The organism is Snodgrassella gandavensis, assembly GCF_914768025.1.
GTDB classification, from domain to species: Bacteria; Pseudomonadota; Gammaproteobacteria; order Burkholderiales; family Neisseriaceae; genus Snodgrassella; species Snodgrassella gandavensis.
The window spans coordinates 197,436-219,619 of record NZ_CAJZCE010000002.1 but is presented as its reverse complement, the minus strand read 5'-3'; the positions used below and the strand labels follow the sequence as shown (position 1 = coordinate 219,619).

Annotated in this window: 20 protein-coding genes, 1 tRNA gene and 1 pseudogene; 15 read left to right on the top strand and 7 right to left on the bottom strand. The window is 43.7% G+C overall.

Going from position 1 to position 22,184, the window contains the following annotated elements; genetic code table 11:
• Nucleotides 1-33: 33 nt before the first annotated feature.
• From MJ764_RS02805 to MJ764_RS02755, 11 genes and pseudogenes are all read left to right on the top strand, one after another.
• Nucleotides 34-1,347 (top strand): paraquat-inducible protein A, encoded by a 1,314-nt coding sequence (locus MJ764_RS02805; RefSeq protein WP_275415228.1) that lies wholly within the window; start codon nt 34-36, stop codon nt 1,345-1,347.
• Nucleotides 1,344-2,981: an intermembrane transport protein PqiB gene (gene pqiB / locus MJ764_RS02800; protein WP_239324429.1), complete on the top strand. Its 1,638-nt coding sequence runs from the start codon at nt 1,344-1,346 to the stop codon at nt 2,979-2,981. Before MJ764_RS02805 ends, pqiB begins: the two co-directional genes overlap by 4 nt.
• Entirely contained in the window at nt 2,981-3,517 is a 537-nt protein-coding gene (locus tag MJ764_RS02795) for a PqiC family protein (RefSeq protein WP_239324427.1), read from the top strand. Before pqiB ends, MJ764_RS02795 begins: the two co-directional genes overlap by 1 nt.
• Before the next feature lie 231 nt (nt 3,518-3,748).
• Nucleotides 3,749-4,201: a hypothetical protein gene (locus MJ764_RS02790; RefSeq protein ID WP_239324425.1), complete on the top strand. Its 453-nt coding sequence runs from the start codon at nt 3,749-3,751 to the stop codon at nt 4,199-4,201.
• Between the two features lies 1 nt (nt 4,202).
• Entirely contained in the window at nt 4,203-4,607 is a 405-nt protein-coding gene (locus MJ764_RS02785; protein WP_100090974.1) for a GNAT family N-acetyltransferase, read from the top strand.
• A gap of 22 nt (nt 4,608-4,629) precedes the next feature.
• A pseudogene (locus MJ764_RS02780) lies at nt 4,630-4,979 on the top strand (transposase); the annotation flags it as partial.
• Nucleotides 4,980-5,004: 25 nt separating this feature from the next.
• Nucleotides 5,005-5,538, top strand: a complete 534-nt coding sequence (locus tag MJ764_RS02775; protein ID WP_239324423.1) for a GNAT family N-acetyltransferase — start codon at nt 5,005-5,007, stop codon at nt 5,536-5,538.
• A gap of 420 nt (nt 5,539-5,958) precedes the next feature.
• Nucleotides 5,959-6,204, top strand: coding sequence for a hypothetical protein (locus MJ764_RS02770; protein WP_239324422.1), 246 nt, complete (start codon nt 5,959-5,961; stop codon nt 6,202-6,204).
• 301 nt (nt 6,205-6,505) lie between these two features.
• Complete coding sequence (aroC, locus tag MJ764_RS02765) at nt 6,506-7,621, top strand: chorismate synthase (protein ID WP_239324421.1); 1,116 nt, start codon at nt 6,506-6,508, stop codon at nt 7,619-7,621.
• 104 nt (nt 7,622-7,725) lie between these two features.
• Nucleotides 7,726-8,157, top strand: a complete 432-nt coding sequence (locus MJ764_RS02760) for a ProQ/FINO family protein (RefSeq protein WP_239324420.1) — start codon at nt 7,726-7,728, stop codon at nt 8,155-8,157.
• Between the two features lie 48 nt (nt 8,158-8,205).
• Nucleotides 8,206-8,973, top strand: coding sequence for a TatD family hydrolase (locus MJ764_RS02755; RefSeq protein ID WP_239324419.1), 768 nt, complete (start codon nt 8,206-8,208; stop codon nt 8,971-8,973).
• 257 nt (nt 8,974-9,230) lie between these two features.
• Here the strand turns inward: MJ764_RS02755 and MJ764_RS02750 are convergent, their stop codons facing one another.
• Together MJ764_RS02750 and MJ764_RS02745 are read right to left on the bottom strand one after the other, a co-directional pair.
• Nucleotides 9,231-11,210 (bottom strand): ligand-gated channel protein, encoded by a 1,980-nt coding sequence (locus MJ764_RS02750; RefSeq protein ID WP_239324418.1) that lies wholly within the window; start codon nt 11,208-11,210, stop codon nt 9,231-9,233.
• A gap of 314 nt (nt 11,211-11,524) precedes the next feature.
• Nucleotides 11,525-11,617, bottom strand: a tRNA-Ser gene (locus tag MJ764_RS02745).
• Between the two features lie 471 nt (nt 11,618-12,088).
• On the opposite strand from MJ764_RS02745, the gene eno reads away from it, so the two are divergent.
• From eno to MJ764_RS02730, 3 genes are all read left to right on the top strand, one after another.
• The gene (gene eno / locus MJ764_RS02740; protein ID WP_239324417.1) at nt 12,089-13,372 is read left to right on the top strand and encodes a phosphopyruvate hydratase; all 1,284 of its coding nucleotides are present in this window, start codon (nt 12,089-12,091) and stop codon (nt 13,370-13,372) included.
• Between the two features lie 35 nt (nt 13,373-13,407).
• Nucleotides 13,408-13,728 (top strand): cell division protein FtsB, encoded by a 321-nt coding sequence (gene ftsB, locus MJ764_RS02735; protein WP_239324416.1) that lies wholly within the window; start codon nt 13,408-13,410, stop codon nt 13,726-13,728.
• Between the two features lie 288 nt (nt 13,729-14,016).
• Nucleotides 14,017-14,397 carry a SpoIIAA family protein gene (locus tag MJ764_RS02730; RefSeq protein ID WP_239324415.1) on the top strand — a complete coding sequence of 127 codons (381 nt, stop codon included), beginning with the start codon at nt 14,017-14,019 and terminating at the stop codon, nt 14,395-14,397.
• Between the two features lie 93 nt (nt 14,398-14,490).
• Here MJ764_RS02730 and MJ764_RS02725 read toward each other — a convergent pair whose 3' ends face one another.
• Nucleotides 14,491-15,189 (bottom strand): alpha/beta fold hydrolase, encoded by a 699-nt coding sequence (locus MJ764_RS02725; RefSeq protein ID WP_239324413.1) that lies wholly within the window; start codon nt 15,187-15,189, stop codon nt 14,491-14,493.
• A gap of 757 nt (nt 15,190-15,946) precedes the next feature.
• On the opposite strand from MJ764_RS02725, the gene MJ764_RS02720 reads away from it, so the two are divergent.
• Nucleotides 15,947-16,432 carry a YbhB/YbcL family Raf kinase inhibitor-like protein gene (locus MJ764_RS02720; RefSeq protein WP_239324411.1) on the top strand — a complete coding sequence of 162 codons (486 nt, stop codon included), beginning with the start codon at nt 15,947-15,949 and terminating at the stop codon, nt 16,430-16,432.
• 85 nt (nt 16,433-16,517) lie between these two features.
• On the opposite strand, the gene rbfA is transcribed toward MJ764_RS02720, so the two are convergent.
• The 4 genes from rbfA to rimP form a co-directional block, all read right to left on the bottom strand.
• Nucleotides 16,518-16,889 (bottom strand): 30S ribosome-binding factor RbfA, encoded by a 372-nt coding sequence (gene rbfA / locus MJ764_RS02715; protein WP_239324409.1) that lies wholly within the window; start codon nt 16,887-16,889, stop codon nt 16,518-16,520.
• 82 nt (nt 16,890-16,971) lie between these two features.
• Nucleotides 16,972-19,905 carry a translation initiation factor IF-2 gene (gene infB / locus MJ764_RS02710; protein ID WP_239324407.1) on the bottom strand — a complete coding sequence of 978 codons (2,934 nt, stop codon included), beginning with the start codon at nt 19,903-19,905 and terminating at the stop codon, nt 16,972-16,974.
• Between the two features lie 10 nt (nt 19,906-19,915).
• A complete protein-coding gene (gene nusA / locus MJ764_RS02705) occupies nt 19,916-21,403 on the bottom strand; it encodes a transcription termination factor NusA (protein WP_239324405.1) in 1,488 nt (495 codons plus the stop codon).
• Between the two features lie 47 nt (nt 21,404-21,450).
• Entirely contained in the window at nt 21,451-21,933 is a 483-nt protein-coding gene (rimP, locus tag MJ764_RS02700; protein WP_239324403.1) for a ribosome maturation factor RimP, read from the bottom strand.
• Between the last annotated feature and the right edge of the window lie 251 nt (nt 21,934-22,184).

Genomic DNA, 22,184 nt, shown 5'->3' with positions numbered 1-22,184 from the left:
ATATAGCTGCTTTCCCAACTGAAACCTGATATCTTGAGCTATCGTTCCGCACAATCAGCGCAACATCCATCAACCAACTTACCTGTTGGCAGCCTGCCTGCGCATCAAGTTGGCTGCCCCTGCTGCGGTATGTCATTATTCATTCCTGCCCTGACGCCGGGTGAATCTGCTCTGTGTCCGCGCTGCCATCAGCATCTTGTACGGGTTGAGACACATCCGCTTGATACGCCGACAGCGTATGCCATAGCCTCACTAATTATCATGACCATTGTATACACCCAGTTATACATGAGCATAGATTTGTTTGGCATGCATATAGAGTTAACCATTCCCTATATGGTAGCGTCACTGGCACAGCAGGACTATTCCCTGCTGGCAGAAGTCATGTTTTTTCTCACCTTTGGTTCACCGGTACTGTTTCTGCTCTTGTGCCTGTATGTTTATACCGGCCTGCGCTATCAGCAAGTGTTACCGGGCATGTTATACGCCACCCGCACACTGGTGCGTCTGCGTCACTGGATCATGGTAGATGTATTTTATATTGCTACGCTGGTGTCTTATATTAAAATCAGCGGTATGGCACAAATACACTTCGGGCTGGCTTTCTGGCTTATGATGGTACTGGCCATTCTGCTCATCCGCACCTCTCAGGGCGTGCCCGAACATTGGATTTTTTATCAGATTCAGCGCCTTACTGGCCACGACCCAACATTACAAATCCATAATGCTGACACCATCAATTGTCATTACTGCCTGTTTGAACAACCGGATACCCAGAATGTCTGTGACGTTTGTGGTTCCTATTTAAGCCGGCGCAAACCTCTAAGCCTGAGTATCAGCATGGCATTTTTACTGGCAGCCATTATTTTCTATATTCCTGCCAATTTACTGCCGATGATGATAACCCGTTCCCCGGGTACCAATTTGGCCAGTACCATTCTTGATGGTATTGAATACATGTGGAATGATGGCGATGTACTCATAGCCGTAGTTATTTTCAGTGCCAGCATGGCCATTCCCGTGCTGAAAATCATATTCATGCTGGTATTACTTTACTCGGCTGCTTACCGGCCACTAATGTCTGCACGTAAATTAACCATGTTGTACCGCATTACCGAATCAATCGGACGCTGGTCAATGATTGATATTTTCGTCGTTATCATACTTATGTCAGCATTTTCCACACCACTGGCACATGTGACACCAGGAGCTGCCACCATATACTTTTGCGCAGTAGTCATTTTAACCATGATATCAGCACTCAGTTTCGACCCACGCTTAATCTGGGATGAGGTAAAACAACATCCATCTCATCATAAAAGTAGCACTAAAAGGCATTCATCATGAGCCAAACAGAAAATGAATCTACGCAAACAACGGCTACAGTAAAGCATACCCCACCATTTAATGTTCTGGTGTGGACTATCCCAGTACTGGCGTTATTAACGGGGGCTTGGCTATTTATCCAGCACCTGCGCCATACAGGGCCGGAAATTACCCTGTACCTTAACGATGCAGATGGAATTGAAATTAACACAACGGCAATCAAAGTACTGAACGTTACCGTGGGTAAAGTTACTTCCATCAGCATCAGTCCGGATGAAAAAGGAGTGCAGATCAAAGCGCAGATGAGTGCAGATGTCAAAGATATGCTGCGTAAAGATACTCAGTTCTGGATCGTCAAACCGCGCATAGACCAAAGTGGCATTACCGGCCTTAATACCTTGGTATCCGGCTCCTACATTGCCTTTACCCCCGGCCATAGCAAAGAAAAGGCCGAGACCTTTACTGTAGGAGATTTACCGCCAGTCAGTGCCATTTCCCAAAGCGGCATCCGTCTACGCTTGAAAGGTCACAGTGATAAGTTGCTAACACCGGGCAGCCCCGTACTTTACGGAGACATCAGTGCAGGACGAATTGAAAAAGCCGATTTTGATCCCAAAGACAACAGCGTCCATTATCAGGTTTATATAAACAGTCCGTACGATAGTCTGATTGGCGACAAAGTTAAATTCTGGTTGCAGACCGGCATTCAGGTTACTGCATCAGGCGGTGGTGTACATATCGATTCTGCTCCTTTGCCTGCCCTGCTCTCAGGAGCCATTGTTTTCAAAACCATGTTTGAAGGCAAAGGCAAGCCTGTTACCAACAATACCGAATTTACTCTGTATAACAGTGAACGCGAGCTGGATAACCTGCCCACCAAACGTGCACAATACTACGTGGTATTCTTTCAGCAATCAGTGCGAGGCCTGAGCGTTGGCGCCCCAGTAGAGTATCAGGGAATCAACATCGGTTCAGTTGCCGACGTACCCTACTTCGCCCTGAATGACAGCCATAAACTATTCCAGCATGGCTGGGTACCGGTACGCCTGCGCATCGAACCGGGACGCATGGAAATCAATGCCAGCCAGCAGGATGACAAAATCTGGCAGCAACAAATCCAGCAAGCACTCAATAAAGGGCTGTCTGCATCACTGGAAAAAGACAATCTGCTTACAGGTAATCAATATATCAGCCTAACACAGGCTCAACCCGGCAAGTCGCTACTCAAACCAGTAGCACACTACCAAGGATATACCGTAATCGGCACTAGCAATACCGGATTCGATATGATTCAGAATCAAGTATCGACGTTATTAACCAAACTGAACAACCTGCCAATTGAGCATTCCATGCATCAGCTAGACAGCACACTGGCACAACTGAAAACCACTTTAGCCAGCGCTGACCGGCTTCTGGCACAAAACAAAACTCAACAGCTACCGGCCGAGCTGGCTGCTACCCTGAAGGAATTGCGTACCACCCTGCAAGGCGTATCCAGCACCTCTCCGCTATATGGTGATATTCAGCAAACCCTGAAAAGCATTGATAGCACGCTGAAAGAGGCACAGCCGACACTGAAAACCCTGAAACAGCAACCCAATGCCCTGATTTTCAACCGCCGCGGGCATGACCCTGAGCCAAAAGGAGCCAGATAATGAAAATCCTGCTACCACTTGTCTGCGCCGCCACTCTGGCACTCAGTGCCTGTGCCAGCAATTCGGTAACCTATTACCAGTTACCCGGCAGTAATTACCAGTTGCCTGCCACCAGCCAGCGAACTCCTGTTCAGCTTAAAGTCGTACTGGCCGAACGTCTCAATCAAGGAAATCTGGTTTATCAGGACAGCCCAACCACCCTGCATTTTGCCCAGCAACATTTATGGGCAGATGATTTGGGCAATGAAATCAGTTTGGCATTAGCCAATGAACTGAACAAACAGAGCGCTCACTATCTGTTTACTCCTGAGAGCAAACCCAAAGCAGCCACACTAACTGTTTATATCCAATCCTTTCAGGGCAGCTACGATGGTTATATCTACATCAATGGCTATAGTAGCTGGCTGGGTACTAATGAAACAGGACAGAATTTTAACGTCCGCATTGCTCAGCAAGGTAATGGCTACAGTAATATGGTTAAAGCTCTGGCACAGGGATTAACCAGTGTAGCCCAAAGCATTGCTCCATATAATTAAGCATTAATCTGCATCATAGCCAACACAAAACCCGGCCTGTTAAAATAAACTATTAACTGGCCGGGTAATACATAACTAATTGCAAAACGCATAGCCTATTAAATCGAAAACACATCGCGACTTTTAATAGCTCATCTGATTACCAAAGCGACAGCCTGAATTCAACACAGATACTACCTAATCAAGTAGTGGAAGTCTCAATAAAGCCTAAAAACGGCAATTGGAGATAAAATGAAAATATTTAAGTACACTATTTTATCTTTTTTATTATTTTCATTTGGTTACACCAACGCCAATCAAAATAAAACCAATACTAATTTAAATTTTGCTGATTTCTCTGTTGAAACTAAAGCAAAAATAAAAAATGCAAACTTTGCTTATGAATATTTAGTTAAGGTTTATGGGTGTGGTGGTGGTGCAATTTGTGGTGAAATCAGAAATTTACTTTCTAACACAGTTATTGCTTTACCTAATGCTTATTTAATAGAAGATGAAAATGGAGAGAACGGGTTTTCAATAGAGTACCATTTAGATAGTAGTTTGATTATTATTTCTGGAATATTAGCCGATCCTGATGTAAGTGAAAGTAAAGAAGTTTACAAAAGAAGATATTATAATCTTATCAATAATAAGCTAGAATTAATTCAAGTAGAAAATTCACATCATGATAGGGGATTAGATTAATATGAGTCGCATTATTTATCGTTCTGATGTCAAACCAACACTCGAACAAGCCATTACACTTTATCGTCACTGTTCATTAGGCGAGCGTCGTCCACTTATGGATACCATACGCTTTCAAGCAATGCTAGATAATGCCAATTTGCTAATAACCGCTTGGCATGATAATAAACTGATTGGTATTGCGCGTTGCTTAACGGATTTTGTTTATATTACTTATTTAGCAGATCTCGCGGTGGATGAAGATTATCAACGACAAGGCATTGGTAAACAATTAATTAAAGAGGTGAAAAACAACACTGACAAAGCATGTTCAATCACCCTACTGGCTGCACCACAGGCAGTTGATTATTATGGTCATATTGGTTTTAATGCGCACCCTTCAGCTTGGATTTTAAAAGAAAATTAATTATTCATTCCTTTTAAATATGCGTGATGGAGGCTTCCAGTACTCTAATACCGCGATTGAAACTGCCTTGATGATGGAGAGGACTTTCTCTATGCCGTCACCTGCACTGCAAGGCTTTTTTGAGTTGGCTTTCAAGCCAATGGATGTTACACTAATATCGGTAAACGTTCAAAGACAATTTACACCAAATATAGCAATAAAACGTGAGGGCTATTCGATATTTCGTTATTGACTCGACAGACCTTAAAGTCTTTGGTAAATGTAAAGTAAAAAAGCAGAACATGGCGCAAACCACACTTAGCTATTGATGTGGATACTCACGAAGCTATTAGTACGGAAGCCAGCCTTGTCAATGTTGGCGATATTGAAGTGCAAAGTCTTGCTAGAGCAAATCATAATGAAAATAGGAAACAAGTTGGGTAATGCTGCATCTAAAATTGAAGTAAAACCATACTCTTCACTCTATGCCTATGAAATATGCGATTTGTTTCATTCGTCTATTCATGCTATTGATACCGATATTTATAGCAAAGCACAGCAAGAAGCATGGTGCTCAACACCACCAGATTATCAGAAGTGGTTAGAACGTTTAGATAACACTCAGCCTTGGATGGCTATCTTTGGCTCAAGCCTTGCGGGGTTTGTTGAACTTGGAGATGATGGTTACATAGACTGTCTGTACGTGCATCCTGACTTTCAAAAGCGTGGCATAGCTAGAAAACTCTATGACCATGTGCTTGACTTGGCCCACCAGAAAAAGCTTTCACAATTAAGTGTAGATGCTTCAAAAGTGGCCATGCCAATTTTCAAAAAATGGGGTTTTAAAATAAAGCGGGTTAACAAAATATCCAGAGAAAATCAGGTACTGATAAATTACCATATGTGCTTGCGCTTGCAGATGAATGCGCCAAACAATTGTTTGTGCGATTAGCAAACCTAAAAACACAACCATTAGTGACAAACTACCCAATAAGTGAACTTCGCTAAACTAATAGACAGTGCATATATGTAACATGCGCTGGTGATAATAGATTATTTTAAAATTAAAACAACACAATAACATCACCCATTAGACAGCGCTCACCGAATTTCATGAGTCTGTGATAATACAGCCCCAGCCTAATCAGCCAAGCAATCATTATACAAATTTATTTTCAAAATCATTCTGTTAAAAAAATCACAACAGACAACATTTCCCACCAAAAAAGACATTGCATAAGAAATTCAAATAACCGATAAACTGTTCGCATTTTCTGCTACCAGCAAAACATTACCAGCAGGCAAAACAATTTTATTCGCCAAACAGCCAGAAAGTTTTATAATAAAAACATTAATTTTTCTGAAAAAAGCCATGAAATTCATACCTATTTCTCTCTTTGCCTTAACCCTGCTAAGCGCGTGTAGCGTTGGTATGCCGTCCAACGTAGCCGTGGGTATTGGCGGTGGCAACCACAACTTTGGCTTGGGCACTTCAATTTATTTCCCGATTATAACCAAACCCCAGCCGTCAGAGCCCCCTACTATTGCTGGCACAGAGCAGCCCAGCCAGCCTGCGCCAAAATCATCCACACAGCAAAAAAAGCCACGACCCAATTGAAATAATCCCGTAAATACTACCTATTACTGAATAGCATATATTCCAACCCAAACCTCATTCTGATGAATGATAACTTCTATGCAATCAGAACAAAAGCATAAAAATTGACAATAATCCTAATCACATCAATAATAAAAATATCAGTAACAGGCAAAAACGCTGATAAAACTGGTAAATTTTTAGCCATATCAATGCATCTGCTACAAAAATAAATCAGCCATCAGACAAATTATGCCTAAACCGTATAAACCATGCTAAACTCAACAGCAAAATCTGTACTCAAAACGTAAGAGTAAAACCTATGGCTGGCAACACTTTCGGACAAATCCTTACTGTTACCACCTTTGGCGAAAGTCATGGTGCTGCACTCGGTTGCGTCATAGATGGGTGTCCACCCGGATTGTCGCTTAGTGAAGCCGATATCCAGCCTGAGCTAGACAGACGTAAGCCTGGAACCAGTCGCTATGTTACCCAACGTCGCGAAGCAGATTGCGTTGAGATACTTTCCGGTGTATTTGAAGGCAAAACCACTGGGACACCCATCGGACTATTAATCAGAAATACCGATCAGCGCAGTAAAGATTATAGTGATATTGCCCAAAGCTTTCGCCCGGGGCATGCAGACTATACATACTGGCATAAATACGGTATACGTGATTATCGCGGTGGTGGCCGAAGCTCAGCACGCGAAACAGCAATGCGTGTCGCAGCAGGAGCAATCGCCAAAAAATGGCTACGAGAACATTTCAATACCGAAATTATTGCTCATGTCACCCAGATTGGCGAAAAAAGCATACGTTTTGAAAACTATGCCTACATAAATGATAACCCGTTTTTTGTCGCCAACCACAGCCAGATTAAAGAACTGGAACAATATATGGATAGCATACGTAAAGCATGCGATTCCATCGGTGCCAAATTGCATGTCACTGCCCGCCATGTTCCAGTAGGATTAGGTGAGCCCGTATTTGATCGTCTTGATGCCGATATAGCCCATGCCATGATGGGTATCAATGCAGTTAAAGGTGTTGAAATCGGTGCCGGATTTGATAGTATCTGCCAAAAAGGCAGTGAGCATGGAGATGAATTAACACCAGAAGGCTTTATATCCAACAATGCAGGCGGTATACTGGGTGGCATCAGTAGCGGTCAGGATATACATATTAATCTGGCCATTAAACCAACCAGCAGCATTGCCACACCGCGCCACTCTATCGACATTCATGGCGAGCCAGTTATACTGGCTACTCATGGTCGCCATGATCCCTGCGTCGGCTTACGTGCTGCACCCATTGCCGAAGCCATGCTCGCACTGGTATTAATGGATCATGCACTGCGCCAGCGTGCCCAGAATGCTGATATTCGCGTTGAGACACCAGATATAGCCCACCATTCTCCAATTGACCCCAATACATAGATATTATTTTTTATAGCCATAACTGCATAGCTATCACCAAAAATCAGTTTATTAGATTATCTTTAATTTACTGAAATGGCCATAAACCACAAGGAAGTAACCTTATGAGTCAAGAAACCGCTTTGGGTGCAGCGCTGAAATCTGCTGTACAAACCATGAGCAAGAAAAAACAAACCTATATGATTGCCGAGCATATCTATCGTAAATACGATGTATTTAAACACTTCAAACCTTTGGCAATTGGCATTGATCAGGATTTAGTTACTGCCCTGCCCCAGTATGACCCTACTCTGATTGCCCGTGTTCTGGCCAACCACTGCCGCCGGCCACGGTATATTAAATCTCTGGCGCGTGGAGGCAAACGCTTTGACCTGAATAATCGCTTCAAGGGTGAAGTATCACCAGAAGAACAGGCTATCGCCCAACAACATCCCTCCATGCAGACCGCCAAACCGGTGCCAGCAGATGATGCACTAGCTCCTGTAGCAGATTCTGAAAACAGTCACGGCGTTGAGGGCGAACAACCGCAAAATTAATACCAGTTAACTACCGACACGAGCTTCCGGCTCGTGTTTTTTAATACCATGCTTTTTGACAGCCATTGCCATCTTAATCACAGCCCGCTTGTCGACAATCTGACACAATTATTACACCAGACTGGCGAAAAAAGTATTAACCACTTCCTTGTGCCTGCAACCAGCCCTGATGACTGGTCAATCACCCTTCATCTGGCACAATCATATCCTCAGATATACGCCGCCATAGGTATACATCCTTGGTTTGTAGCCAGTTACAACGAATTAGCGCTCAGCCAGCTCGAACAACTGTTACATCATCACCCACAAGCACTAATCGGTGAAATCGGTTTGGATTTTGCCCGTACACCTAGTTTAGTTGATAAAAACCTACAGATTAACTGCCTTGAAGCCCAGTTACAGTTGGCAAAATCAGCACAGCGGCCTGTCATCATTCATCACGTTCATGCCACCGATGCCTGCTTACACAGTATCAAACGCTGTCGTTTTACCTATGGCGGTATTGCACACGCCTTTTCTGGCAGTATGGAAGAAGCTCAGGCATGGATTAAGCATGGCTTTCTGATTGGTGTTGGCTCCCTGCTACTACGCCCACAAGCGAAAAAAATTCGCCTCATCGCCGAAAAACTGCCTTTACAGCACATGGTTATTGAAACCGATGCCCCATATATGTCACCACTACCGCATCAGAACAATAATCCGGAGAATTTACGCCAGATTGCAGAAGTCATCGCCAACTTACGAAATTGTCACTGGCAGGATATTGGCACCATCACCAGTGAAAATGCACTTAAAATTATTCCAGCACAAAGCTAAATGTTAAGAAATCAATATTATTCTGAGCATTCTGATAATAAGCCAGCAACCAGCTTGAATACGAAAGCCTGATTGACTGCCTCATGCATATAGTTATTTTTAGCAGACAGTAATCAAATAACCTCACTCAAACCCACACTAGTCATTTGTCTCCTTTCTCTTGCAGCAACTGAATCTGGCCAATTTCAACTCGGCTATATTATAGAAACAAAAACAGGGGGGATATTCCCCCCTGATACGAATAATAAACCAGTAGCCTAGAAATTAACCTGAGCACTGATATTATAACGGCGGCCATCCAGAGTACGGCCATAATTCTTCTGATCAACCTTTTTATCAAAGATATTATAGATACCACCACTGATAATCACATCTTTTTTCGGTTTGAATACCAGACCCGCATCTACAAAACCATACGACGGCTTACCAATCGCCATAGAAGTACGGGACAGATAATCTGAAGTTCTACTGCGGAAATTCCATCTCGCCCAGCTAGAGAATTTTTCATTCGCATTCCAGTTCAGCGTCGTATTAAACATATTTTTCGGCATCTCATTTAGCGGTTTACCACTAAACTGGCCACTCTTCTGTTCACTATGCGTATAAGTATAGTTGGCAGACCAGTCAATTTTCGGGGTAATTTTCCAGCCAAACGTTGCTTCTATACCGCGCAATACCGCCTTGTCCACATTCTCACGCTGGCTGATAAAATCAAAATATTCATTACGCCATGAGCAGGCATTCGAACCGGCTTTACCCTGACAGGTACGCACTTCCGTTATCTTGTTTTTAAACTTCGTATAATAGGTAGTAACCCCAGCAGATAAATTACGATTATTATCCCAGTTAAAGCTGATTTCAAAATTATCCGATTTTTCCGGCTTCAGATTGGAATTACCGATAATAATCCCATTAGAGTAACCACCACCGGTTACCTGACCCCAGCCATCTGAAGCTGCCCGTAAAGCAGGTGCTTTATAACCACGTGAATATCCACCCTTGATTGTCCATTCTTTAGTGGGTGTCCACACACCATATAGTTTTGGCGTTATCTCAGAGCCATAATTCTCATCATGATCCAGTCGTGCAGCACCAGTCAGAGCAAAAGTTGGCACAATACGCCACTCGTCCTGCCCAAAAACTGCCCACGAATCACGTTCCAGATGATTTAAGCGTCGTCCATTAATGGTAAGCTGATTACCCGAATCATTCAGTTCTTCACGCTGCCATCTTCCGCCAACACTCAGCGTATGCTTGTTTAAACGAAACTGAGTCTGAGTATTAAAAATCGTATTCTTCTCATGCATATCACGTGAAGGATTATCGTTTTCCTCACGCTGTACATATGACTGTGTATCAATATTATTGTAATAGCCACGATGCGTAACACTGTACTGATTGCGATCATACAGAGTGTAATCGTCAGTCGGTTTTCTCCCTCTGCGTGGTGCCGTGTCAATAGTTTTGCCTACCTTACCATTGCGATTTTGCAAACTGCGGCTTACTTCCAAATCAACTGTATTTCTATCGTCCGGCGTCCATGACAGCACAAAATCCCCGTCACGCATCCGCTGTTCCTTATATCCACCGACAAATTTGTCTTCATCTCGGTGAGAATATCCGCCACTGGCACGAATACCTAACCGGTCTTCAATTAATGGACCAGAGACATAAATACTACTTTGCAGCGTATTACCACTATTACTATGCTGTTGTATTGTTGCATCCGTTTTAATTGAGCCAGTCCAGTCGGCAGCCGTTTTCTTAGTAATAATATTAATGACCCCACCCATGGCATCTGAACCATATAAAGCCGAAGCCGGGCCACGAATCACTTCAATACGCTGTATAGCAGAAATTGGTGGCATCCAGCCCTGTTCAATACCAGGACCATCCGAATTAGGACGGACAGCACGCGAATTCACCCGTTTACCATCAATCAGCAACATCGTATACGCACCAGACATACCACGAATACTGATATCCTTTGTACTGCCACCACCAGTCACCACTACCCCAGGAACATCCTGCAAGGCATCAGTAACATCGTGATACTCTTTTGTTTCCAGTTCCTTGGCATTTATCACGGTAATCGATGCTGCTGCATTTTTGGCCTGCTGTTTAAACCCGGAAGCAGTCACCACCACATCTTCCAATTCTGCATCGGCAGCATATAATGGAGAAATTAAAGTAGAAAGTAACGCCAGCGAAAAAGAATGATGAACCAGTTTACGCATACGAAGATAGACTCCTGATAATTATTGTTCCAGCAAAAAATTCAAATAAACTATTAAATTAAAATCAAATTAAATGATAATAGTAATCATTCATTAATTTAACATAAACATACAAAAAAAGCATTAAATTTATTGACAAAACACAAAACAGGATTGCAAATGAAACAGGAGTGGAAAGGCCACTGCTCAAACTATTATGAAACAATTGATAAACCGATTAACCAATCAAACTCACCAATAGATATACCATTATTTCTGCCACAGACGGCAGGCAAATAAAAAATCCCTGAATTAATTCAGGGATTTTTTGAATATGGCGGAGAGTAAGGGATTCGAACCCTTGATACAGGTTTTGCCCGTATACTCCCTTAGCAGGGGAGCGCCTTCGACCACTCGGCCAACTCTCCGTTGAGAAGAGCGAACTATACTTAATCGACGCTTAACTGTCAAACAAAATTTAAAATCCAAAAGCATAAAAAAGACTATTAATTTCTAATATACTAACAGTAAAAGATATTTTCTTTACGCCAGTAACGTGTATCAGACACAACACAAAATTCATTAAAGCTTCAGCGGCAAATACCTCATGTAACAAACCAAATGGCACAATACAGATAAGGGCTACAGGCCAACTACATAATAAACAAAACACAATTATGTAACACAACCACACTATTTACCGTTTTAATTTATCGACACAGCACATGACTGTTCTTTCCCACTCTCGTGCCTAAACTAAGTGTAAATTACCCTGTTCACATACTCAGCCTTCGGTATAATACAAAGTTTAACTACCTGACCAAGCTGCTATCTGGCAGGCTTATTGTTTGTACCATTTACCGCACAACAATATAAAATCTAAAAATCTGGAGACTTGCATGAGTGCAATCATTGACATCTTTGCGCGTGAAATACTCGATTCACGTGGTAATCCTACGATTGAATGTGATGTTTTACTTGAATCTGGCGTAATGGGCAGAGCTGCTGTGCCTTCCGGCGCTTCTACCGGTGAAAAGGAAGCATTGGAACTACGTGATGGTGATAAACAGAGGTATCTGGGTAAAGGCGTATTACAGGCCGTAGAAAATGTTAATAATGAAATTGCACAGGCGCTTATCGGCATAGATGCCAGCGAACAAAGCTATATCGACCAAATCATGATTGATCTGGATGGTACTGATAACAAAGGTCGTCTTGGAGCCAATGCCACTCTGGCTGTATCACTGGCTGTTGCGCGTGCAGCAGCTGAAGATGCCGGCTTACCATTATACCGTTATATCGGTGGTGCCGGCCCGATGTCCATGCCAGTACCCATGATGAACGTGATTAATGGCGGCGCTCACGCCAATAACAGTCTTGACATTCAAGAATTCATGATTATGCCAGTAGGCGCTGAATCTTTCCGTCAGGCCTTGCGTTGCGGTGCTGAAGTCTTCCATCACTTGAAAAAATTATGTAATGACAAAGGCATGTCAACCAGTATCGGCGACGAAGGGGGCTTCGCACCGGATTTGGCCAGCCATGAAGAAGCAATCAAGCTGATTCTGTCTGCGGTGGAAGCAGCTGGTTATACTCCCGGCAAAGACATCGTATTGGCACTAGACTGCGCATCCAGCGAATTCTACAAAGACGGATATTACGCATTAACCGCAGAAGGACTCAACCTGACCAGCGCCGAGTTTGTTGATTATTTAACCGAGCTGGTTAACAAATATCCAATCGTGTCTATTGAAGATGGTATGAGTGAGCACGACTGGGACGGCTGGAAGCTATTAACCGAACGTCTGGGCAAAAAAGTTCAGCTAGTAGGTGACGACCTGTTTGTAACCAATCCAGCTATTCTGAGTGAAGGCATTGCTCAGGGACTGGCTAATTCACTACTGGTTAAAGTAAACCAGATTGGCACTTTATCTGAAACACTTAAAGCCGTAGACTTGGCCAAACGTTCAGGCTATACCAGCGTAATGAGCCATCGTTCTGGTGAAACTGAAGACAGCACCATAGCTGATCTGGCTGTTGGTACCAACTGTATGCAAATCAAAACCGGTTCACTCTCACGTTCAGACCGCATTGCCAAATACAACCAATTACTACGGATTGAAGAAGAACTGGGTACGGCTGCCTACTATCCGGGTAAAAAAGCGCTTTATCAGCTCAGCTAATCTGGTTACAAGCAATATACTAATAGGCAAATGAAATGAAGTGGGTAACTTGGGTACTGTTATTCGCACTGATCTGTTTACAATACAACTTGTGGATGGGTCATGGTGGCTGGCATGACATGTTGAAACTGGAGCGCGGCGTTATTGCCCAAAACGCAAACAATGAAGCCCTGATACAGCGCAACCGTGCCCTCACTGCTGAAGTCAAAAACCTTGCCAACGGAAAAGATGCGATCAACGAAATGGCACGCGACAAATTAGGGTATATACAGAATGGCGAAGTATTTTATCGTTTTGTACCCTCCGGCACTCTGGCTGCAATAACAGAGAATTCGGAAACCACGCCCAACAGATAATCGACTCTGGCACTTCATAAAACCAACAGCTTTCATTTCTGAAAGCTGTTTTTATTTTATATCAAAAAACTCCAGTACTATTTATCCCAGACAGACGATTGAGACAAACTAATAATATTCAATTTTCCATAGCATGGTTGTATCTATGCCACAGCTATTAGCATTTTCATCTTAATATCAGCATATAATCAAAATAATCATAGATAATATAGTTATCCATTAGTATGATATTGCTAAGCATAGTCAATAGAACGCAGCAGTAGCACACCTATCATCAAAGGTAAATATATGATTTCTATCCATGAACAGAGCTACGGTTTGAGTGTTGTTCTGTACAACGAATTTACACTCGGAGATTTTCGTCAACTGGAAGAAGCATTATTAAAAGCCATTGAGCAGGTGCAATTTCCCAATCTATTGCTTGATATGAGCCAAATGAAAGACTTTACAGTTGACATGGCTTTAGAACACCTCAGGTTTTTACGCTTGCACGCGCATGATTTTGGCCGTACCGCCATTATCGTAGACGATATCTGGATTCGGCTTGGTGCACGATTCGCCAATCTATTAACTTTGCAAAGACCCAAATATTTTAATGACAAACACACAGCACAGAAATGGCTGGAGCAAAATAGGCAAAACTCAGGCGTAATCGGCAGCAATAACTAATCAATCTCCATTATCAACATACCAGACATAAACAGCACTGAAAGCAAGCCAAGTCTGGAATAATACGATTAATTACTGAAGAATTCAGATAGATTAAAGCTGCTGTACCCAGCTAAAAATAGTTTCTGCCAGTAATTTTGGCTGCTCTAATGGCAACATATGCCCACTATTCTCAATTATCTTCAGGCTGGCCTGCGGTATAAATTCTTGTAATTCCTGTGCCTCATCCAAAGAACGCATCTGATCCTGTGCAGCCGCAATAATCAGGGTTGGGCAGGAAATTTTCTGGTCATCTGGTGTTGCCCGGTTTAATAGCGACTGCCGGCTTAAAACATCAAACCCCAAGCGTTCACTCATACGTCGGATTCGGGTTATCATTACCTGATTATTTTGATTATCCGGCCGCAAAGTCTGAACAATGGCCTTATGCCCCAAACCACGAAAATGCAGATGTTGCTGAATCTGTAAAGTATTGAGCTTGGCTGCACGTTGCTCGGGTGTATCCTCGCGTAACGAAGTAGCAATTAATACCAGCGCGGCTACACGCTGCGGATATTTGGCAGCCACCGCCCGCGCAACATACCCCCCAAGCGAAAATCCAATCAATACAAAACGTTCTGGAGCACTGGCCGCAATATCATCTGCCATAGCGTCAATACTGTCTCCATTTGCCAGTGAGACACACTGTACAGACTGGGGCGCAGCCAGAGTAGCCAGCATATCATCCCATAGCGTTTCATCCAGCATAAAGCCAGAAACACATACCCAAGGTAATAACTCTTTAGTCACCATAATCGCAATACAACCATTCAATAATTAATACTAATTTATATTTCAGTAGAGTAGTACAGTATGGCCAAAACTTACCTTCCTATCTGCAAACTGATAAAATCTGGCAAACAGATACTATTAAAAGTATTGCAAAGCCAAACTGGCTATCACTGTATCTTAGCGTCTAATCTGACGCATGAAATTATATCCACATAAATTTTCCAGATAGTTGATATTTCACATATAGACTTCAGTATATTTAGATCAATTTGCGGATAAATTTCTGCTCATACCGCTTATATATATAAATAAAATCTTTCTTCCACAGAATATCCGTACGCTTCGTCTTTAAAATCACACAAACCTGACTGTAATTTTTTGTCCTCCGTTAGAAGCAATTTCAACTGTACTATAAGCTTTCAACCCAATCTTAAATAAAACAAATTGCCATGCAGATTAAGTAAACCTATCCTGCAAAACAATAACCACAGACTTCACTCTCACCAAATCCCAATGAAAGCTATATACATAAAAGTATTTAGAGATACCAAAAGAGAGCATTTAATCAAAGTCAAACAACTACCTTTTTACATAGCCAAATGAATGAATATTTTAGAAATAGGAATTTTTTTCCTAGTATCGAAACCGGCCTGCCAGAATATACCGTATTAGTGCTTATAATTTTCATAAAACACTAACATAGTAACATTGACTTAATACATTTCATAATGCAAAATTAAACTACTATTTATAAATATCAATTGATTTTGAGGAAACAATGACAGATAAATTTATCTTAACCAGTCCAGAATTTAAACATGGTGATACCGTTGATTCATCCTATCAAAGTGACCGTGATAATCAGTCCCCTGCCCTGATATGGAAAAATGCACCGGCACAAACCAAAAGTTTTGCGATTCAGTGCCACGATCCTGATGCCCCTACTGGTGGCGCTGGCTGGTGGCACTGGATGGCCATCAACCTGCCCAAAGATTTAACTGAGCTGAAACGCGATGCTGGTGCTGAAAATGGGCAGCATTTACCTGCCAGTGCACGTCAGCTACGCAATGAAACTGGAACTTTAGGTTATTCCGGCTTTTATCCGCCTGAAGGCGACCCACCACACCGGTATATTTTTACCATCTATGCTTTAGACACCGATAAAATCGAGCTACCTGCTGACGTAACTACCAGCTACACAGGCTTCGTGGTCAACAGCCATGCTATTGCCACAGCTTCGATTACGGTTTACTATGGTCGCTAACATAGCATTTTAATGTTACCGAACCAGTAACGTAATAAAAAAAGAGATTGATCATAATTGATCAATCTCTTTTTTTATTACGACTTTAATCCTCAACCGGTTTTTCTTTAGCTACCTTGTCAATCAGGTGCGAAATACTCATACCCCGTTCGAGCGAATCATCATAAACAAATGTCAGCTCAGGTGTGCGGAATAAAGTAATTCGCCGTGCCAGCTCACTACGCAAATAGCCTCTAGCCTGTTCCAATGCTTCTTCAGTAACAGCACGGGTGCTATCATCCAATACTGTGTAATAAACAGTAGCATGGCTATAATCACGAGTTACTTCAACTTCATTAATCGTGATAAAACCAGCCCGGGGGTCTTTCAGGCCAACACGTACCAGTTCGGCCAGTTCACGCATAATCTGCTCTTTGACACGATCCTGACGTGCATAACCACGTTGGGGTTTACGCATAATCATTCCTTTCTGTGATCAGGCCAATAATTCAGGCAGTCCGAAAAAACATCCAGACTGCCTTGTAATACTTCAAATATGCTTAAAGCTTACGGGCAACCTCAACCACTTCAAAAGCCTCTAGCTGATCGCCTTCGACAATTTCATTGAAGTTTTTCAGCATCAGACCACATTCAAAGCCCTGACGCACTTCCTTAACATCATCTTTAAAGCGTTTTAATGAAGAGAGCTCACCAGTATGGATAACCACATTATTACGAATTAACCGAACGTGCGAATCACGTTTGATTAAACCATCCGTAACCATACAACCAGCAATATTGCCAACCTTGGATACCGTAATTACCTGACGGATTTCCACTGTACCAATCACATTTTCTTTCTGCTCCGGTGCCAGCATGCCACTTAAAGCTGCTTTCACATCATCGATAGCATCATAGATAATATTGTAATAACGGATTTCAATGCCTTCATGTTCAGCCAGCTTACGCGCAGTTGCATCAGCACGAACATTAAAGCCAATGATAACTGCACCTGAAGCAATCGCCAGATTAACATCAGACTCACTCACCCCACCTACACCACTATGCAGTACATCAACACGTACTTCATCAGTAGACAGTTTTCGCAAGCTGCCAGCTAATGCTTCATAAGAGCCCTGAACATCAGCCTTGATGATAATCGGCAGACTTTGTGCCTGATTTTCACCCATGTTGTTAAACATGTTTTCCAGTTTAGCTGCCTGCTGTTTTGCCAGCCGCACATCACGATATTTACCCTGACGGAAAAGAGCAATCTCACGCGCTTTTTTCTCATCTGCCAGTACAATGAAGTCTTCACCAGCATTAGGCACATCAGACAGACCCAGAATCTCTACCGGAATAGATGGACCAGCGGCAGTAATGGTTTTACCATTTTCATCTACCATAGCGCGTACACGACCAAAAGTCGTACCTGCAAGCACGATGTCGCCTTTGCGCAGAGTACCACTTTGCACCAGCAAAGTAGCTACCGCACCACGTCCCTTATCCAGACGTGCTTCCACCACAATACCTTTAGCAGCCGCATCTACCGGTGCTTTCAGCTCCAGCACATCTGCTTCCAGCAGTACTGCTTCCAGCAAGGCATCAATATTGGTACCCTGTTTAGCTGAAACATCAATAAATTGCACGTCACCACCCCAAGAATCTGGCACTACTTCGTGCGCAGTTAATTCCTGACGAATACGTTCCGGATTGGCACCCTCTTTATCAATTTTATTAACAGCCACCACTAATGGTACCTTGGCCGCTTTGGCATGAGCAATTGCTTCGATAGTCTGCGGCATTACTCCATCATCAGCAGCAACCACCAGAATAACGATATCAGTAGCCTGAGCACCGCGGGCACGCATAGCAGTAAATGCTTCATGTCCTGGCGTGTCCAAGAAAGTAATCACACCACGTGGGGTTTCAACATGGTAGGCACCAATATGCTGAGTAATACCACCTGCCTCACCTTGCACAACACGGGCACGGCGAATGTAATCCAACAAAGAAGTTTTACCATGATCCACATGCCCCATCACTGTCACTACCGGCGGACGTGGCAAGGCTTCGGCCTCAGTAGTAACCGTTGTATCTTCATCCAGAAATGCCTCAGGGTCATCGGCTGCTGCCGCTTTACCAATATGTCCCATCTCCTCCACAACAATCAGGGCTGTTTCCTGATCCAGTGACTGGTTAATGGTAACCATCATACCCATCTTCATCAGCGTTTTGATAACTTCCGCAGCTTTAACTGCCATTTTGTGTGCCAGCTCAGCAGCAGTAATTGTCTCTGGTACCAGTACTTCATGTACCACTGGTTCAGTAGGAGCCTGGAAAGCATGCTGATTCGGTTCCAGCTTGAGCTGTTTCTTGCCACCTTTTTTACCACCACGTCTGCGGCTGTCTTCTGCACTGCCCACATCAGTTGAACGACGGTTTTTACCACCACGTGCAGATTTTCCTTTCGGCATTTCATCTTCACGCTGACGGCGCTGCTCATCTTTCTTGCGCCGTCCGGCTGCTTCAGCCCCAGACTCCGCAGCTTTAGGCGTGCTAGTACTGGTTACCGGTTTCTTCTCACTCGGCTTAGCTGAACGCACTTCAGCGGTTTTCTGCTCACTGGCAACCTTACTTTCATCCTTGGCCTGCTGCTTGGCTGCTTCGCGCCGTGCCTGACGTTCCTGCTTCTGCTTCAGCAACATTTCACGATGCGCGCGCATGGCTTCGGCACGTCGAGCCTCTTCATCACGCTGAGCCTGTTCTTCTGGGCTGATAATAGGTTTGGACGCTTCTGCTACCAAGGCAGCCAAATCAATTTTTTTCGCATTGCGGTTGCGGTTGCGCTTGGATTTATGCTGCTCATTTTTATCTGCTGCTTTTTTGTCAGCAGTTACCTCGGCAGTTTGCGTAGCTGCTTCAGTCGGTTGCTGTTTTTCAGTTTGTTGCTGTTTCACTTCCTGTTTTACCACTTCTGTCTGCACAGACTCCACTTTCGTTTTCTGTTCGGTTTTACTGGCCGTAGCCGCTGCTTTCAAACGTGCGGCCTCAGCAGCTGCGGCAGCAGCAGATTCTTCCCTGCGCTGCGCTTCAGCCTGCTCTGCAGCAGCTTTTTTCGCCTGTTCCTCAGCTTCAGTATCTACCTTTACCGGCTCTGATTCTGGTTGAGCAGGTGTTATTTTTTCTTCTGCCGGCTTGGCTGCCAGTTCTTCTGACGGCACGGCAATGCGTCGACGCCGGCGGGTTTCAACTTCAACACCGCCAACAGTACTTTTCTCAGCTGGTTTTTTACGGTTCAGCGTGATGGTACCGGCAGACTGACTACCATTAGACTGCTTTAAATAAACCAGCAACTGTTTTTTGTCCGCAGCAGTCAGTTTATCTGATGCTGCCTGTTTATGTACTCCTGCTTCGGCCAACTGCTCCAGCAACCGTGCAGTTGATAAATGCAACTCCACGGCAAATTGTTCTACAGTTATTTGATTACTCATTCGCGTACCCTCATACTTCGTCAAACCAGTGGGCGCGTGCTGCCATCACCACTTTCTTGGCGGTTTCCTCATCAATGCCTGTAATCTCAATCAGCTCATCAACTGACAGCTCGGCCAGATCATCACGGGTTTTAATCCCCTCATTGGCCAAATCATGCAGCATCTCCTGATCCACACCTTCAAGATTTTTCAGCTCTTCATCCATGTGCTCCAGCTTTTCCTCAGAAGCAATGGCCAGGGTTAAAATGGCATCACGAGCACGATTGCGCAACTCTTCCACCGTACTTTCATCAAAACCCTCAATTTCCAGCATCTCCTGAACAGGTACATAAGCCACCTCTTCCAAACTGGTAAATCCTTCCTGTACCAGAACCTCGGCCACATTTTCATCTACGCCGAGATTATTTATAAAGAGCTCACGTACTGCTTTATCTTCCGCCTCGTGGCGTTCCTGCGCCTCTTCCACAGTCATGATATTCAGTTGCCAGCCAGTCAGTTCTGCTGCCAGACGTACATTCTGTCCACCGCGTCCGATGGCTAGTGCCAACTGATCTTCTGCCACAATCACGTCAACCGAATGATTGTCTTCATCAATCAGAATGCGTGTTACTTCAGCCGGGCTCAGTGCATTAATCACAAACTGAGCAGTTTCCGGTGACCACAGCACCACATCAATGCGTTCACCTGCCAGCTCTTCCGTTACCGCATTCACACGTGATCCACGTACCCCGATACAAGTGCCCTGCGGGTCAATGCGGGCATCATTCGACTTCACCGCAATTTTGGCGCGCAAGCCCGGATCACGGGTTACTTCCTTGATTTCCAGCAGACCGTCTTCAATTTCCGGCACTTCCATTTCAAACAGTTTCAGCAGAAATTCGCGCGAAATACGGGTCAGAATCACCTGATTGCGGTTACCAATCTGGTCCACCCGCAAAAACAGAGCCCGCACCCGGTCACCATTACGGAAATTTTCGCGCGGAATCATCTGATCGCGCGGCAGCAAGGCTTCCAGACGACCAATTTCCACGATTGCACCATGCCGTTCAACGCGTTTAACCGTGCCCAGAACCAGACTATCCTTGCGTTGCAAAAACTCATTTAAAATCTGCTCACGTTCTGCATCACGAATGCGCTGCAAGATTACCTGCTTGGCAGTCTGGGCTCCAATCCGGCCAAATTCTACATTTTCAATTGGTTCTTCGTAATATTCACCAATCTGTAATGTCGTTCCCGGAATTTCTTCCTGAATCTCTTCAATGGTTTTCTGAATATCAGGATAGGTATAGTCCTCGTCGGCCACAATCAGCCAGCGACGAAAACTGCTGTAATCACCAGTGTTACGGTCGATAATCACCCGCACATCCATATTTTCGCGCTCGGTTTTTTTCTTTGCCGCACTGGCCAGAGCAAATTCCAGTGCGCTGAATACCACTTCTGTATCTACGTTTTTCTCACTCGCCAAAGCTTCAGCCAGTAGCAAAATTTCACGACTCATTTAATTCTCCTTGCAAGCCTGTGCTTACAACAATATGAAAATTCAATTTAAAAATCAAATTCCGGCTTCAAACGTGCTTTATCTACATTTTGCCATTCAATTAAAACAGTTTTACCTGCCGCCACCGCAGCACGCTTGGCTCGACGTACTTCATTAGCCTCTTCCAGCGTGATACTGATCAAATCATTCTCATCCATACCATTAATCCGGCCAATAAAATTTTTCTGCCCATCAATAGGCAAGCGTGTTTTAATCTTGGCCAGTTGTCCGGCAAAGCGCGTAAAATCAGCCGGTTTGGTTAGCGGACGATCCAAACCGGGACTGGAAATTTCCAGACGCTGATAATCAACATCTTCTACTGCCAATACTCGGCTCAAGTGATTGCTGACCGCAACACAATCATCCAGAGAAATGCCACCTTCTGCCTTATCAATAAAGACACGCAAATCTCCCTGTGCAGTCAGCTCATAATTCACCAGCTCATAGCCCAGACCCGGCAAAGTTTTTTCCAAAATGCCCTGAATATCCATCTGTGCTCCGTAAAAACAAAAAAATGGCCTCAGGGCCATTTCTCAATAATTCGAAAAATTTCTTTATTTTAACCCATTGTTGAAAAAAAAGAAACTACCTGCCATTATCTATAGCAAACATTAATATTAATTAGCGCAAGCATATCAACCAATTGCATCAGCAGCTCTGTATAATTATTTCCACCTAAGCCCGCCAAATTCCGTCATAACCTTTTGTTAATCCATAAAATACTGAATAACATATTCTTAAA